We start from the raw sequence: 16,651 nt of genomic DNA, 5'->3' as shown, positions 1-16,651 counted from the left end.
CAATAGAGTAGCTCTATCCAGATTCAAGCACGATGAAGTTAAGCCGCAACCACGTAACTGAGCATGATATCAGCGTGTATTGTGACATCATTATTACTAGCAAGTCTCTTTAATCTTACTCAAGGCGTCTCATTTTATGGGTATTAGCAGCAACTCTGCAGCATCAACTAAGCCGGTTGGTTCTATGAGAATCAATTTATTTTTTGCTATTGTACTGATTGTGATGACCAGCTACTTCTTATGGTGGGGTCTCGACTACACGATGCGTCAGCAAACGACGTTGTTTATCGTTGCTACTGCCTTTGGTGTCTTTATGGCATTCAATATCGGTGGTAACGACGTCGCCAACTCTTTTGGCACCTCAGTAGGCGCAGGTACCTTGACCATTCCGCAAGCTTTGGGGGTGGCCGCGATATTTGAGGTGTCAGGGGCGGTGCTAGCAGGGGGCAGCGTCACCAATACTATTCGTAAAGGCATTGTTGATTTAGATGGCTTGTCGGTGAGTCCTAATCAGTTCATCTATGTCATGCTTTCCGCCTTAATTGCTGCCGCGTTTTGGTTATTATTCGCTACCAAAAAAGGTCTACCGGTTTCCACCACGCACTCTATCATCGGCGGGGTGGTTGGTAGCTCTATCGTGTTGGGCTTTGATTTGGGTGGCAGCGCGACGGCACTCTCGACAGTCGATTGGGGCACGGTTGGCACCATTGCCATTTCATGGGTGTTATCGCCTCTATTGGGCGGTATCTTGGCCTATATATTGTACGGTCAAATTAAGAAAAACATCATCGAGTATAATGATAGAACCGAGGCTCATATTGGTGAATTAAAAGCCAGTAAAAAAGTCTTAAAACAAAACCATAAAGAGTATCTGGAGCGTCTGACCGAGTCGGAGCAGCTGGCTTATACCTCAGCGATGCTGCGCGACCAAGAAATCTACAAAGATGATGATTGTGTCGTCGAAGATTTAGAAACGGACTATTACAAAAAGCTGTATGAGATCGAAAATGAGCGTAGCAGTCTAGATACGCTAAAAGCACTCAAGCAATGGGTGCCGATGATTGCCGCGCTTGGCGGCGCGATTATGACGTCTTTGGTGGTGTTTAAAGGTCTTAAAAACGTCAATAATAGCCTGACGACGCTACAAGGTTTTTTAATCATGGGCATGATTGCTGCCTTGGTCTGGTTGGCCACCTTTATCTATACCAAAAGTATCCGCGGTAAGCATAAAGAGGATTTGACCAAAGCGACCTTTATTATGTTTAGCTGGATGCAAGTATTTACGGCGTCCGCTTTTGCCTTTAGTCATGGTTCAAACGACATTGCCAACGCCGTCGGCCCGTTTGCGGCTATTATGGATGTCATTCGTACCAATGAGATTGCCTCACAAGCGGCAGTGCCACCAGCGGTGATGTTGACGTTTGGGGTGGCGCTGATCGTCGGTCTTTGGTTTATTGGTAAAGAAGTCATTCAAACCGTCGGTACCAATTTGGCAAAAATGCATCCCGCTTCTGGCTTTTCGGCAGAGTTGGCCGCCGCTGCCGTCGTGATGGGCGCCTCGACCATGGGTCTGCCAGTATCGAGTACGCATACGTTGGTCGGTGCGGTATTGGGGATTGGTATCGTCAATAGAAACACCAATTGGGCGCTTATGAAGCCTATTGGACTGGCGTGGGTTATCACTCTACCCGTCGCCGCCACGCTGTCGGCTATTAGCTTCTTAGTACTGAATCAGATTTTTAGTTAGTAAAATACCAACTATAAAAAACCAAAAAAGCTTATCGGTTATCATCGATAAGCTTTTTTACTATTACAAAGTGTGGCTGGGGTTTAATGTAGTGCTCTTGTCACTCACTTAAACCTCAAGAGCTTGATTGCCAGCCGCTTGATTATCTGTCTTGTCTGGATCAAACTGCTGGTCTGTACCGAACTGCTGGCGTTTTTTGGCAAAGAAGCGATCTAGGCGATCCATAGCGTTCTCTAAATCATGTAGATTAGGTAAGAATACTAAGCGAAAATGATCAGGCGTATCCCAATTAAAACCAGTACCTTGTACCATCAGCACCTTTTCATCAATCAACAGATCCATCATAAACTCCATATCGTCTTTGATAGGATAGATCTCAGGGTCCATCTTAGGAAAGCAATAAAACGCCCCTTGCGGCATAGTACAAGAGATACCAGGTATCGCATTGAGACGCGATATAGCCATTTCGCGCTGCTTAAATAAACGGCCCTTCTCTGAGGTCAGCTCTTTCATGCTTTGATAGCCGCCCATCGCTGTTTGAATGGCATACTGTCCTTGTACGTTTGAGCACAGACGCATAGAGGCGAGCATATCTAAGCCTTCGATAAAGTCAGTAGCATGCTGTTTTTTACCAGACACCATCATCCAGCCGGCGCGAAAACCTGCGATACGGTGCGATTTTGACAAGCCATTATAAGATAGGACTAACACCTCATCAGTAAGCGTGCTCATAGGCTTATGCTCCACATCATCGTATAAGACTCGATCATAAATCTCATCCGCCATAATAATTAAATTATGCTCTTTAGCCACTTCGATTATCTGTTTCAAGTTCTCATCAGAGTATAGCGCCCCCGTTGGGTTATTCGGGTTGATAACGACGATGCCTTTGGTTTTGCTGGTGATTTTGGACTTAATATCTTCGATATCAGGCTGCCAGTTGTCATCTTCATTACAGCGATAGTGTACTGCAGTACCGCCTGAGAGGTTAGTTGCTGCTGTCCATAGCGGATAGTCAGGCATTGGGATGAGGACCTCGTCGCCATCATTCATCAGCGCCTGCATCGTCATCACAATCAGCTCTGAGACCCCATTGCCTAGATAGACATCACGTACATCGACTGCCGATAGCAAACCTTTTGACTGATAATACTGCAACACTGCTTTACGCGCCGAAAATATCCCCTGTGAGTCTGAGTACCCTGTCGCTTCTGGTAGATTCATCGCCACATCACGCAGGATCTCATGCGGCGCTTCTAAGCCAAAGGGGGCAGGGTTACCGACGTTGAGTTTGAGAATGCGTTGACCTTCGGCTTCCATTTTATTAGCCGTTTTTAATAAAGGGCCACGAATGTCATAGCAAACGTTTTGTAGTTTTTCAGATTTTTTGAGCTCGGTCATAGTAGTACCATCCTTGACTTGATATACAGTAGTATCAGCCATGTTGTTAAGATAAGTGCTTGAGGATTTAGGGTTTTGGTTGGTGTCTGCTGAGGAAGTAGGTAGAGGTGTAGCCGCTGATTTACTCGAACTTTGGCGGATAGTATTATTGTTGTTGCTAGAAGTCTCACGGACACTATCGCCACGAAGCAGATACCCTTCTGTGCAGCCTAAGATATGGGCAAGCGTAGGCAGCTTGGATGAGACAATACCGTTAATACCGCGCTCCCAGTTAGAGATAGCGCCGCGACTGACTTTAGCGCCCGCATTGGTCATCGCCTGTGCTAATTGCTCGGCGGTCAGACCTTTGTCACGGCGAAGTTGTACCAGTCTCTCAGCTTGTGCTAAGCGCTGGTCTTGAGCGGAGTCAGCTTGGATTTTACTCATAATGGTTTTGACCTCAGCTTGTTAACACTTTATAAAATACCTTAATGCAAGATATTATTGCATTAAAAATAATAATGCAAGTCGCCTATACTAAGTTTATGCAAGTTATTCTTGCAATTTATGATTTGATTCTACTCCCTTACGTAAGCTTAAAGAGCTGTGCTTTATAAAATTAATTAATATCAAATACTTAAGATTCGTTGTAAGTATCAATCAAAGCAAAAGTAGTTTGTATACTTACAAAAATATAAGCGAATTTTAACGTGTGATTTTAGTAATCGCGGCTAGCCATACATTGAATAATAAGTGATAAACATCATATCTTATAGGGCAGAAAGTTTTGAAGACTCAAAATTTTAATCAAGCGACTTTTAATCTAGAGACCAAGAATAAGGAATGACTATGCAAGACAGCCAACTTACCAAAGAAGAGATCGCTCAGTTAACCGAAGACGACTGGAAACAGCGTTTAAGTGCTGATGAGTATCATGTCATCCGCGAGAAGGGCACCGAACGTCCTTTCACTGGCGTCTATAATGACGTTAATGATAAAGGCATCTATCGCTGTAAAGCTTGCGGTGCCAAATTGTTTGATTCAGAGAGCAAGTTCGATGCTGGCTGCGGTTGGCCAAGTTTTGATCAAGGTATCGATAATGCTGCTATCGATGAGCACGTTGACGACTCTTTAGGTATGCGCCGTACTGAAGTGACTTGTAGTAATTGTGACGCGCATTTAGGCCATGTGTTCCCTGACGGGCCGCGTGAGACCACGGGTATGCGCTATTGCATCAACTCGGTGTCTATTGATTTGGATAAAGCGGAAGATTAAGCGGTATTCAGTATGAGCTACTTATCACGCAGGCTTTAAGATATAGTAGGGGAGCTAATAAGGCTCCCTTATTTTTTTATCAGTAGGTTTTTTTATAAATAGGTGAAGCGTAATAAAAGACAATTTAATTAAGGATGAATAATGAGTACGATTTATGATTTTACGGCTGAGCGTATGGATGGCACAGAGCAGTCTTTTGCTGACTTTGAGGGGCAAGTGCTGCTAGTGGTTAATACCGCGAGCAAATGTGGTTTTACCCCGCAGTTTGAGGGGCTTGAAGTCCTAAATGAGCAGTATAAAGACCAAAAATTAACCATCATTGGCTTTCCGTGTAATCAGTTTGGCGGACAAGACCCCGGTAGTAACGAAGAGATCGGCGCTTTTTGTCAAAAAAACTACGGCGTCAGCTTCCCGATGATGGCCAAAGTCGATGTCAATGGTAGCGATGCCCATCCAATTTTTAAGTGGCTTAAAGAGCAAAAAGGTGGCCTGCTCACTAATGGTATCAAATGGAACTTTACTAAGTTTTTGATAGGTAGCGATGGGCAAGTGCTTGAGCGTTATGCACCAACCACTAAGCCTGAGGCTCTTAAAGCTGATATTGAAAAAGCGCTGGCCGCTGCTAAATAAATTTCTATTACTAAGACGAGGTAGCTAGTAAGCAGGAAACAAATTATCTAAATATTTTTTGAATATAAAGCTAATAAAAACAGCTGCTTGCTAGTAAGTCACTATAAAAAGCAAAAAAAATTACTAAAAATGATGAAAACTGTTTGACAGGCATCACCAAATCTATATAATACACACCCACAGCAAGGGGCTTTATTGGTTCTGAGCTGTCAGAGGTTAATTAATATGTGACAGTCTTGATTAGCTGGATATAAGAAATCTTAAACTCAGTTTTGGGTTAAGGTTTCTAGAATTTTCCCTTTAAGGAAAATTCAGTAATACCTAGTTTGGATGTATAGCTTTTAGAATTTACGAAAATGTAAATTCTCTTGCGCTCGGACGAAGCAGTGCTTCGTTATATCCTCGCTCAGGGTGATTAGCTCAGTTGGTAGAGCGTCTGCCTTACACGCAGAATGTCGGCGGTTCGAATCCGTCATCACCCACCACTTACTAGCTTGTGGCAAAAAAGCTAAACGACCTAAGCAGCGGTAGTTCAGTTGGTTAGAATACCGGCCTGTCACGCCGGGGGTCGCGGGTTCGAGTCCCGTCCGCTGCGCCATATTTAAAACGAATTTAAACTTATGAGTTTAAGCAAGTTTCGCCTCAAACATTACATTGTTTGGGGTTTTTTTGTGTCTGAATTTCTGCTTAAAGCCTTTATCCGTAAGGGTTGGTTATTTTTTCTTTATCAACCCTTAAGAAGTAGTCCACTCTTTAATAATGTATTTTCTATAAGTCTGCATACATGCACTCTGCCTTTTGAAAGTCGGTGACCAAGTGCTCGGTGACCAAACGGTGACCATTTCGTGACCAAGGTTATTAAAAGTTGCTGACGGTAACTGATCGCCAATTTTTATGCTTATCGATAAGTTCAGGAGCTTAAAGGATCAGCCTCAAACTAAGTTTGATGTAAAGACGGAAACCTTTCTACCCATTCACCGATAACCACTTTGTCAGTTTCAATACAAAATGGTATTGCCCACAACCTCAATTTTTCTGCTAAATAAAAACATTCCAAAGGTGACCTCTGCCGTCAAATCCGTACAGTTAAACTTGGGAGATTTTAGTTACGCAGCTTGACGATAGTAGTCAAACCACACCTGCCTTGGCGATTTATAGCCTAAACCCTTTTGAATTCTCGTTTGGTTGTAGTACAACTCGATGTATCTAATAATATCGTTGATCGCTGCAAATCTAGTCTTATAATCCTGATGATATACCAGCTCGTTCTTTAAAGTGCCCCAGAAGCTTTCTATCGGAGCATTGTCGAAGCAATTACCTTTAGCGCTCATTGAGCCTGTAAATTGATGCTGCTTAACGATCTTGTGGTAGGCATGGCTGCAATACTGGCTGCCTCTGTCAGAATGGACTATTAGTTTTTTGGCAGGTCGTTTGTTCTTGATGGCCATGTTCAATGCGCGACAGACCAAATCTGCGGTCATGCGTTTGTTGATAGCATAGCCGACCAGCTCTTCGGTATATAAGTCCTTGGCCCCTGCTAAGTACAGCCAGCCCTCGTTTGTCCAGATATAAGTAATATCGCTAACCCAAGACTCATTAGGGCGACTGGTGTCAAACTTCTGATCGAGCACGTTTGGATAGACCAGTTTGTTATGATTAGAGTCAGTGGTGACTTTAAAGCGCTTGTGACGACAGCATTTGATGCCAAATTCTTCTTTGATGTTTCTGACCATGTATAGACTAATATCATGCCCTTGTTCGGTGAGCGTTGCATGTAGTCGCTCATATCCATAGCGCTCTTTAGTTTCACTGTGCGCGGCTTTAACCAGTAGCTCGCACTGATTGCGGTGTACCTGCTGTTCGCTGATGTCACGACTTAGCCAATCGTAGTAGCTTGAGGGCTTAATGATTAATACATGGCACATAGTAGTGGTGCTAAATATCTAATGATTGTCTTTGATAAAGGCGTACTTTACTAGCTGTGCTTGGCGAAGTACGCCGTCACCTTTTTTAAGATCTCGCGCTCCTCCTCAGCGACTTTAAGCTGTCGTTTGAGGCGTTTGTTCTCTTCCATCACGGCCATAAGCTGTGGATCATATTGTTCAGACCCTTTAAGCTTAACTTGGTTAGCTTTGTTCTGCCAGTTCGATAAGGTTTGCATGGCGATGTCTAGCTGCTTTGCAGTCGCTGAAATATTGCCGTTGTTCTCTGCTATCTTCTTTACGGCTTCGGCTTTAAATTCGTCACTGTAGGTTCTTACTTTCTTGGCCATGGTAAACTCTTCGTTGAGTCGTTAGTTTACCAAGTTTACTTGTAAGGTTTCTTCAGCATAGCTCAATAGCTAATGACAGTAGTGTTTTATGAATTAAATTGATCTTAGTATCGTCATCGTTCACTGAACGCGACTCATAGAGCATTTTAATCCCAAGCACTATCAGTATGACAAAGGCAATCCAAGCAGCCCCTTCAGAAAATCAACCCAGCATAATAGAACCAAGCGCATAATCAATTAGCGACATCACCCCTTGTGCAACCCCGAAATACACACCAATAAGTAAGTCAATTTTTATAAATTACGGCTTAATATCGTTTCTATACGTTAAGCTAAGACCGATTGAAGCGTAAGTTGAACGCTAGCAAAGTTTATATGTATGAATAATTTATTTTTAAATAAGATAATAATCTCTTTCGTGCGCAATAAACGTGTTGTCTTCTTTTAATAACTTATTGAGCATTACTGATGCTTGACCCGAATTAAGACAAAATTTATTTACTTTGACCTAAATACATATATCACTAAGAATAATCATAAGTTAAAGTTAACAGACTAACTATAAGTAACCAGGGTCTCACTCTTATAATTTTACCCTTTTTATTATAAATTTTGTTGATCTGATTGATATTTTATATAGGCTTTTGGAGTCATTTTAAACCAACTCTTAAAAGCACCAAAAAACTGGCTGCTAGAATGATAGCCAAGTAAGAATGCCGTATCAGTAGCTGACAACCCTTGCTCTATTAAGTACTTATGCGCTAACTTTTTTCGAACATCTAATAGCAACGCTTTAAAAGAGGTACCTTCTTCTCTTAGGCGTCTCTGCAAGCTACTAACACTCATATTGAGCACCTGAGCAACTCGTTCACGAGTTGCTTCATTTAGCCCCATGATTGTTATGAGTATATGTTGGCAACGTTGCGTATAGCTGGTATGGGTAAAGTTTTTATCAAGCATATGGTGCAAAGGATTGATAAAAAATGTACTTCCTATCGTATTTTTTGCATGTTCCGATGAGTAGTAAATGTGATCAACCCTATCAATCCGATACGTTAAACTATTAATTGTTTTAGACATCTCTGCTGGAACACCTAAAAACTGTTTATATAGTTCAAATCCTTGGGAAGACTGACGATGTGCCAAAGTGAGTTCTACAGGTTTGAGTGAGTTAAATGTCGATATGATTTTATAAACAGAGAAAATAATACCATCAATTTGATGTTTATTAATCTGTTCAGGCATGCTTGGATTGAACTCAAGACGGATTAAATCTTTTCTCTCAAATAAATGAACCTCGATTGATTCAGTCATTACTCTGAAGTAACGCGAAATCAAGCGGCAGAGAACAATAAGAGGGATATCGATATTAGCGTTTATTAAAGGATTGATACATTGGCTTATTCCTTTATAAAAAGGAAGAGACTCGATTTCAATATAGTTAAAAACTTTTAACCCTATGTAATCATCTTGGAAGAAGTAGGTAGCCAAATTGAACTCATTTGTAACGACAGCGAGTGGCATCCTATCGCCTTCAAAATCATCAAGATCACTAAATTGTGACATTATTCTGGGTATATCAGACGAGCGATTTATCTGTATCAGATAAGTTGCTACGGCTTTTCTATAACAGATTGCTGTCATTTTATGAACCGTATATTCATTGAGTTCCATAGTTTTACTCTGTGTTTATCTTGATATAATTTAAAACTATAGTTCACCTTTTAGAGTGTCTTTAGCATCATGATCAAGACACTTATAAGTAATAATAGTTCATAAAAAAGCATACTAATAAAAGATATTAATGAGTTTTATCAATATTTTACCTGCTTTATCCGTTAGATTAATTATCTAACTTTAGCACTTTAGCAAAAAAAGCCTAGTACTAGCTAGGACAATACAAGGAAGGAGTATATTAATCATGGAATTTGATTATATTATCGTTGGCGGTGGATCAGCAGGGTCTGTCTTGGCAAGTCGCTTAAGTGAAGACCCGAAAACTACAGTCTGTCTTTTAGAATCAGGCGGTGACGGCAAAGATTTAGTTGTGCGTATGCCAGCAGCTGTTATCGCACAAATGAGAGATAAACCGATTAAGATAAATAATTGGTGTCTAAATACTATTCCGCAAAAAAACCTAAATAATCGCATTGGTTATCAACCTCGTGGCAAATGCTTAGGTGGCTCATCAGCCATTAATGCTATGGTTTATACTCGTGGCAGTGCCAAAGATTATGATCGCTGGGCTGATGAAGGATGTAAGGGTTGGGACTTTGAAGCGTTATTACCTTTTTTTAAAAAAGCTGAAAATAATGTTCGCGGTGAAGATGAGTTTCATGGAGATAGCGGACCCTTACATGTTGCTGACCCTCTAAGTCCTCGACCTATTACTTCTGCTTTCATCGATGCTTGTGTCACCAATGGTTTAGATAGAAATGACGATTTCAATGGCAATAAGCAAGATGGAGCGGGTCTGTATCAAGTCACTCATTTTCATGGTGAAAAACAAGGCCAGCGTTGTTCGGCTGCCGCCGCTTACCTCCACCCTATAGAAGATAGACCAAACTTAACGATTGTCACAAGTGCACTTGCATCTCGTGTTCTGATTGAGAACGGTATCGCATCAGGCATGGTTTATGTTAAGAATAACCAAGAAAACACTATTAAAGCCAATGCAGAAGTCATTTTGTGTGCGGGAGCTTTCGGCTCGCCAAAAATTCTAAAACTATCAGGTATTGGTCCTAAACAGGAACTTGAGCAACATGGCATTACCGTTGTTTATGATGCCCCAAATGTAGGAGAAAACCTACAAGATCACCTCGATGTAGTTTTTGACTATGAGGTCAATACAAAAGATGTGTTTGGCGTAGGCTTTACCGCTGGTCTGAACCTTATAAAAGGTGTAAGTGACTGGAGAAGAGATGGGACTGGGTTATTATCGACCAACTTCGCTGAAGGTGCAGCGTTCTTTAGTGCTACCAAAGCAACCCCTAATGATTGGCCTGATACCCAGCTTCATTTTGTTATATCTAGAGTGATAGATCATGGGCGTCAAGTTAAATGGGGTTATGCGATATCTGTTCATAGCTGTTATCTACGACCTGAAAGCCGCGGCACTGTAAAGCTAGCCTCTGCTGACCCTAGTGCAGCCCTACTAATCGATCCTAACTATTTAGATCATCCAAAAGATATTGAGATGATGATGGCAGGTGCGCAGCGTACACGTGACATCATGCAAGAGCAACCAATGGCGAAATATATTACTGAAGATTACGCAGCGCCCTTCTTAAAAAAAGATGGCTTGTTAGGTTATATCCGTAATAAGTCAGATACGATTTATCATCCAGTCGGTACCTGTAGAATGGGCTCGGACGCTGAATCCGTAGTGGACTTGGACCTCAAGGTTAGGGGTGTTGTCGGACTTCGCGTGGTAGATGCCTCTATTATGCCAACGCTCAATAGTGCCAATACTAACGCTCCAACGATAGCGATTGCAGAAAAAGTCGCTCATGAAATAAAAGCTGAGCGCCACGTTCTAAATCAGGCTATGAACCATACTGACGCAGCAAACCTTCACAAACTAAACGCTCAAACACAAGGAATGGCAAAGATTTAGCAAAACCTGCAAAGGCTTATCTAAACGATAAGGTACAAAGCCGTTTAAACTGACAACAATCTTGTCAACGACAATAATGGATCTATTATGGTAAGGAATACCACTATGCAAAACTCAACTACAGTCAAATTTACATCAACTAATCCTGGCCGTTTGCTATTGCTAGTAAGTAGTATGCTACTTGCCGCTTGCACGACCTCAACAGCTCAAGTGAGTAATAACAAAGCAGCTACTACGACAACGATTGCCGCAAATGCAGCGTCAGTCAGTCAGCTAGACTTAGACGACCCAAGAGACTTTGAAGAGGCGATCCGTGGTCTCATCGCTAGCCCTGAAGATTTGCAGATACCATCGATAGCAGATCCTACAAAATACGTATGGGATACTAAAGAGTACAACTTTATTAAGGGTGAAGCACCCAATTCGGTGAACCCTAGTCTTTGGAGACAAGCTAAGCTTAATAATATCAAAGGGCTGTTTGAATTCAGACCCGGTATTTATCAACTGCGTGGTTTTGACTTGTCAAACATGACGTTGATTAAAGGTGATACAGGCTGGATTGTCGTCGATCCTTTAACCTCAAAAGAGACGGCAAAATATGCTTATGATTTTGCTATGAAACATCTTGTAGAACGTTATCCAGATATGCCTAAGAGTATCAGCGCAGTCCTTCTTACCCATAGTCATATGGATCATTTTGGCGGCACTTTAGGAATTATTTCTCAAGAAGAGATTGAAAAAAATAACATTCCTGTAATCGCGCCACTCGGGTTTATGGAAGAAGCTACCAGCGAAAACATTCTGGCTGGTACAGCAATGCTGCGTCGCTCGTCATATATGTATGGCAAAGATTTGCCCCGCAACCAATATGGACATATTGGTAGTGGCTTAGGTAAAGGCCCAGCCTATGGTCAGTTCAGCATCGTCGAGCCAAATACTTTAATTGAGAAAACCCCTACCAATTTAGAGATTGATGGTGTCGACTTCCAGTTTCAATACACACCTGGAACAGAGGCCCCTGCAGAGTTCACCTTTTATCTTCCGAAATACAAAGCTTTAGCTGGGGCAGAGTTGGTCTCTCGTAATATGCATAACCTTTATACTTTACGAGGCGCTAAGGTAAGGGACGCTCTGCAATGGAGTAATTATATTGAAGAAGCTCGCAATGAGTTTGGTGATGCAGAGTACTACTTTGCCAGCCATCATTGGCCAATGTGGGGCAAAGAAAAAATCCAAACTTTCCTCAAGCAGCAACGAGATATGTATAAGTTCATCCACGATCAAAGCTTACGTCGTATCAATAAAGGTATGACACCCGGTGAGATCGCTGAAGACCTCAAACTACCGCCAAGCTTGGCATCTGAGTTTTCCAATCGTGAGTATTACGGCACAGTCAAACACAATGCGCGCGCAGTCTACCAAAACTACATTGGCTGGTATGACTCTAACCCTGCCCATCTAGACCCATTGCCAGACCCACAACGTGCTTCTGCTTACGTCAAACTCGCTGGAGGCAGTCAAAGCGTTATGACGCAAGCTCAGTCTGCATTTGATACTGGTAATTATAGATGGGCGGCAGAAATTCTAAACCATTTAGTGTTTGATGATCCCGATAATATGTCTGCCAGAGAGCTATTAGCCAAAACATATGAACAGCTAGGCTATCAAGCAGAATCTGGTCCATGGCGTGATAGCTACTTAACTGGCGCGAAAGAGCTGCGCGAGGGAACACCTGACGTAGGCGTTGATATGTCTGTGATGCGAGATGTATTCTTACAGACGCCAGTTTCGAACTTTTTTGATGCGCTGTCTGTTCGCTTAAAGTCTGAAGAGGCGAACGGCCTCAACACCAACCTGCAGATCAACTTCACTGATATAAACGAAAACTATCTGCTGTGGATTGAAAACTCGGTTTTACATTATCGACTGCTTGATGGCTCAAATCCCTCAAAAAAAGAAGTGAAAACCACACTAAATCTAACGCAGCCTTTATTCGTCGACTTGCTAATTGGGAAAGCTGGGTTTAAAGAAATGTTGACCTCGGCAGACTCAAGCGTAGAGGGCAACCAGAACGACTTGCTAACCTTTTTTAGCTTATTTGAGACGCCAGATCCTTCTTTTGGTATCGTACTTCCAGAATAGTAAGAGAAATAAGAGCCTATTAAGTATGCTTATCTAGCATCTTAATAGGCTCACACTATAAAAGATATTTCAAAGACAAAGAAATGAATAGTACCCAACCTGAAGCTGACACCAGCGCTTCAATGAGCAAATCACCTTCTATCATTACTAATAAAGAGCAACTACAAACGTAGTTTGCAACATTACAAGCACTAAGTCGCACTCAGCCGATACTCGACTGGACGACCAGAAAGTCGCAGCTGGATACTCTTGAGAAGTTGTTGAGCGAGAATAAATACAAACTGACTCAGGCTATTAACGCAGACTTTGGCCAGCGTAGTGAAGGCGAAACCAAGTTTGCCGAGCTATTCTCAAGTTTTACCAGCATCAGTCATGCTAAAAAACATGGCAAGTCTTGGATGAAAACAAGAAAAGCACCTATCTCAGCAGTCTATCTACCTGCCCGCAATGAGATTGAACCTCAACCATTAGGAGTGGTCGGTGTAATGGTCCCTTGGAACTATCCATTATACTTAGCGATTGGACCTATGATAGACGCGCTGACAGCTGGGAATCGTGTCATGGTAAAAATGAGTGAAGCCGCGCCGCAGTTTGCGCAAGCGTTTGCTGAAGCGGTGAGTCAGTATTTTTTGGCTGACATGGTTAGTGTCGTGGTCGGCGATGTAGATATTGCGGTGGCGTTTAGCCAGTTGCCTTTTGACCACCTTATTTATACTGGTTCTACAGAAGTCGGTAAAAAAATCATGGCAGCAGCGCCAAACCTAACCCATGTTACGCTTGAGCTTGGAGATAAGTCACCCGTGATTGTACTCGAAGAGGCCGACTTAGAGAGTGCCGTCAATAGAATTATGACAGGAAAAACCCTAAATGCTGGACAGACTTGTATAGCCCCTGATTACGTCCTCATCAATCGTAAGCATCATGCGCAGTTTATAGCGAAGGATATTTAATATATTTTGTTGGTCTTAGACTGTCACGCCGGGGGTCGCGGGTTCGAGTCCCGTCCGCTGCGCCATATTTAAAACGAATTTAAACTCTCAAGTTTAAGCAAGTTTCGCCTCAAACATTAGATTGTTTGAGGTTTTTTTGTGTCTGTAAAAACTGTTGGTAAAAGACAAGTATCCATAGCTGATGTATTTGGACTCCACTATACTTGCGCCAGATACAGCTTAACACTCACGGCAAAGTACTCATGATCTCTGATGCGAATGCTGACAGTACCGTCATGGGCTTGGGCGATGGCTTGTACGATAGATAGCCCCAGCCCCGATCCAGCATGCATGTTGGTAGTGGTATGATGACGATGAAAGCGCTCGAACAGCTTGTCTGCTTCTGCTTGACTGATAGGCTGCGCCATGCGATTGGTAATGGTGATAATGAGCGCTGACCGATGAGCTGTACTGATGCTAGAGGGTTTGGTAGGTTGCAGCTCTGATGGGTCTTCGATGGCAGCGTCGACGCTAATGACGCTGTCATTGGCGGCGTAATGTATAGCGTTTGACATAAGGTTGGCAAACAGTCTTTGTAGCAGACCTTCATCGCCCAATACCACCTCAAAACTGCCTGTTCTTTTAAAGAGTAAGTGGCGGTCTTCGGCTATCAACTCAAAATAATCCAGTAGTTTTATGATCAACTCCTCAGTATTTACTGGCGCAAGCTGTGAGTTATTTAGCCCTTTTTGGGTTTTGGCAAGCAGCAGCATATTATTGATGAGGCTTGATAGCTGCTGGAGTGTGTCGTGCTGATGGTGTAGCTGCTCGATGTACTCTTCCGTATCTCGGGTCTTACTCAGCATGACTTGGGTCTGTGTGCCAAGGGTGGCCAGTGGTGTGCGCAGCTCGTGGGCAATATTGTCCGAAAACCGCAGTAATGAAGCAAAATTACCCTCAAGTTTACTCATCATTAGGTTGTAAGACTCGGCCAAAGGCCGTAGCTCGCGCGGCATGTCACTGACGCTCACTCTTTCATCCAAGCGCTCTGGATTGATGCCTTGCATCTTTTGTACAATGGTGGATAAAGGCGCAAATCCCCAATAGACACTCAGGGCCGCAACAGAAACCAGTAACAACGTAATCGCAAGTAAAATCAGGCTTAGCTGACGATTGAACTGTAAAAGGTACTGATGATGGACATCGATTGGTAAGGCAATCAAGGCAAGGATCTGCTCGTCTTTGATGAGCAACGCGCGGTAGTTTCGGTCGTTGATTTTGGTGACAAATTGCTGCTCGCGATGCGTTTGCCACAATGACCAAAGGTCAAAGTCCGCAGGCAGCTCATGGCTAAAACCACTTGGCGCACTGGACAGTCGATGCCCTTGTCTGTCAATCACTAGGATTTTTAGATTATAGTCTGACCATGAGGCGTGCAGGTCATCAGGATAAAGTGGCGCTGAAGGCGTAGAGGACAATGGCAAAGTCGCCGTCGTGCGTTCATTGAAATAATCGGCACGTTTGCGCAAATTAAAGGCAGCATGTGTGATGATCTCTGAGTCCATTTGCTCAAAGTGGCCGCTGACCGAGCGTTGTACCCAAATATAAATAACGATTTGGGAGATGACGACAACGATCGTCAATAAAAAAATCGTACGCCATAATAGTGGTAAGCGCCGATTATCAAAGCGGTATTTCATCGCGCGTTATCCGTCTCTGCTATGGCAGTATCTGCCGCATCTAAGCGATATCCCATACCGCGCACGGTGTGAATCAGCTTGGTCTCATAGTCATCATCGATTTTGAGCCGTAGGCGTCTGATGGCCACATCGATGACATTGGTATCACTATCAAAATTCATGTCCCATACTTGTGAGGCGATGACAGAGCGCGGGAGCACCTCACCTCGGCGCTCTAATAAAAACTGCAACAAAGCAAACTCTTTGGCCGTCAGCTTAATGACTGTATCGCCTCTATGCACAGTGCGCTTGGCGATATCCATCTGTAGGTCTGCTATCTGTAATATCGTGCTGTTATAGTCCGCTTGATTGGCGCGGCGCAAGAGGCTTTTTATACGCACGATCAGCTCGGCAAAGGCAAAAGGTTTGGTCAGATAATCATCGCCACCGATCTCGATGCCTTTGACTCTATCGCTTAACTCGTCTTTTGCGGTCAAAAACAGCACAGGCGTCTGCTTACCGGCAGCGCGATAATTGCGTATCAGCTCAAAGCCGCTGATATCAGGCAACATGACATCCATCAGCACCACGCTATACTCATCGGTCATGAGTGCATGATAGCCATCGAGGCCTGTCGCTTGATGCTCAACGATAAAACCGGCTTCGCTCAGACCCTTTTTTATATACTCGCCAAGTTTGATCTCGTCTTCTACCAGTAATACCTTCATCATTCCACCTTGCAGATTAGGTTCATAGCATAAGGCCATACTAAAGGATTCTGTTTGCTATGAACATCGATGGTGGCAAAGATGACAGGATTGTCATCTGCATGTCATCTGCCGGTCAGAATGGGGTCGCTAGTATATAGGCTATGAACGGCATCGGCGGCCGCTGCATTTATAACGGCTGTTGACTTAGTAAAAGGCCGCCCGCTCTACAGTATTATCTGATACAAGACAATGGGATAAAAAAGGATAAAAA

10 protein-coding genes, 2 tRNA genes and 2 pseudogenes are annotated in these 16,651 nt (G+C 43.0%); 8 read left to right on the top strand and 6 right to left on the bottom strand.

Annotation, left to right across the window (positions count from 1 at the left end; genetic code table 11):
• Positions 1-136: 136 nt before the first annotated feature.
• Entirely contained in the window at positions 137-1,747 is a 1,611-nt protein-coding gene (locus AAEY83_RS08260) for an inorganic phosphate transporter (RefSeq protein WP_025647290.1), read from the top strand.
• A gap of 108 nt (positions 1,748-1,855) precedes the next feature.
• Here AAEY83_RS08260 and AAEY83_RS08255 read toward each other — a convergent pair whose 3' ends face one another.
• Entirely contained in the window at positions 1,856-3,574 is a 1,719-nt protein-coding gene (locus tag AAEY83_RS08255; protein ID WP_025647288.1) for an aminotransferase class I/II-fold pyridoxal phosphate-dependent enzyme, read from the bottom strand.
• A 402-nt stretch (positions 3,575-3,976) separates the two neighbouring features.
• Between AAEY83_RS08255 and msrB the strand changes: the two genes are divergently transcribed.
• The 4 genes from msrB (at position 3,977) to AAEY83_RS08235 (ending at position 5,630) form a co-directional block, all read left to right on the top strand.
• On the top strand, positions 3,977-4,402 hold the full coding sequence (gene msrB, locus AAEY83_RS08250) for a peptide-methionine (R)-S-oxide reductase MsrB (protein WP_025647286.1): 426 nt from the start codon (positions 3,977-3,979) through the stop codon (positions 4,400-4,402).
• Positions 4,403-4,543: 141 nt separating this feature from the next.
• Positions 4,544-5,032, top strand: a complete 489-nt coding sequence (locus AAEY83_RS08245) for a glutathione peroxidase (RefSeq protein WP_025647284.1) — start codon at positions 4,544-4,546, stop codon at positions 5,030-5,032.
• A 409-nt stretch (positions 5,033-5,441) separates the two neighbouring features.
• Positions 5,442-5,517: transfer RNA gene (locus AAEY83_RS08240), tRNA-Val, on the top strand.
• Positions 5,518-5,553: 36 nt separating this feature from the next.
• Positions 5,554-5,630: transfer RNA gene (locus AAEY83_RS08235), tRNA-Asp, on the top strand.
• 508 nt (positions 5,631-6,138) lie between these two features.
• On the opposite strand, the pseudogene AAEY83_RS08230 reads toward AAEY83_RS08235, so the two are convergent.
• From AAEY83_RS08230 to AAEY83_RS08220, 3 genes and pseudogenes are all read right to left on the bottom strand, one after another.
• A pseudogene (locus AAEY83_RS08230) lies at positions 6,139-7,304 on the bottom strand (IS3 family transposase).
• A 64-nt stretch (positions 7,305-7,368) separates the two neighbouring features.
• A pseudogene (locus tag AAEY83_RS08225) lies at positions 7,369-7,647 on the bottom strand (manganese efflux pump); the annotation flags it as partial.
• Positions 7,648-7,907: 260 nt separating this feature from the next.
• Complete coding sequence (locus tag AAEY83_RS08220; protein WP_025647278.1) at positions 7,908-8,978, bottom strand: helix-turn-helix transcriptional regulator; 1,071 nt, start codon at positions 8,976-8,978, stop codon at positions 7,908-7,910.
• A gap of 247 nt (positions 8,979-9,225) precedes the next feature.
• Between AAEY83_RS08220 and AAEY83_RS08215 the strand changes: the two genes are divergently transcribed.
• From AAEY83_RS08215 to AAEY83_RS08205, 3 genes are all read left to right on the top strand, one after another.
• Positions 9,226-10,920, top strand: a complete 1,695-nt coding sequence (locus AAEY83_RS08215) for a GMC family oxidoreductase (RefSeq protein WP_025647276.1) — start codon at positions 9,226-9,228, stop codon at positions 10,918-10,920.
• A gap of 105 nt (positions 10,921-11,025) precedes the next feature.
• A complete protein-coding gene (locus tag AAEY83_RS08210) occupies positions 11,026-13,062 on the top strand; it encodes an alkyl/aryl-sulfatase (protein WP_025647273.1) in 2,037 nt (678 codons plus the stop codon).
• 209 nt (positions 13,063-13,271) lie between these two features.
• Positions 13,272-14,012 (top strand): aldehyde dehydrogenase family protein, encoded by a 741-nt coding sequence (locus tag AAEY83_RS08205; RefSeq protein WP_227501917.1) that lies wholly within the window; start codon positions 13,272-13,274, stop codon positions 14,010-14,012.
• Positions 14,013-14,209: 197 nt separating this feature from the next.
• On the opposite strand, the gene AAEY83_RS08200 is transcribed toward AAEY83_RS08205, so the two are convergent.
• Together AAEY83_RS08200 and AAEY83_RS08195 are read right to left on the bottom strand one after the other, a co-directional pair.
• Positions 14,210-15,691: an ATP-binding protein gene (locus AAEY83_RS08200; protein WP_025647272.1), complete on the bottom strand. Its 1,482-nt coding sequence runs from the start codon at positions 15,689-15,691 to the stop codon at positions 14,210-14,212.
• Entirely contained in the window at positions 15,688-16,398 is a 711-nt protein-coding gene (locus tag AAEY83_RS08195) for a heavy metal response regulator transcription factor (RefSeq protein ID WP_025647271.1), read from the bottom strand. Before AAEY83_RS08195 ends, AAEY83_RS08200 begins: the two co-directional genes overlap by 4 nt.
• Positions 16,399-16,651: the final 253 nt, after the last annotated feature.

Source organism: Psychrobacter sp. TB20-MNA-CIBAN-0197 (assembly GCF_040309765.1).
Lineage (GTDB): Bacteria > Pseudomonadota > Gammaproteobacteria > Pseudomonadales > Moraxellaceae > Psychrobacter > Psychrobacter submarinus.
The sequence above is the reverse complement of the archived record's forward strand: the minus strand, read 5'-3'. Positions and strand labels throughout refer to the sequence as shown.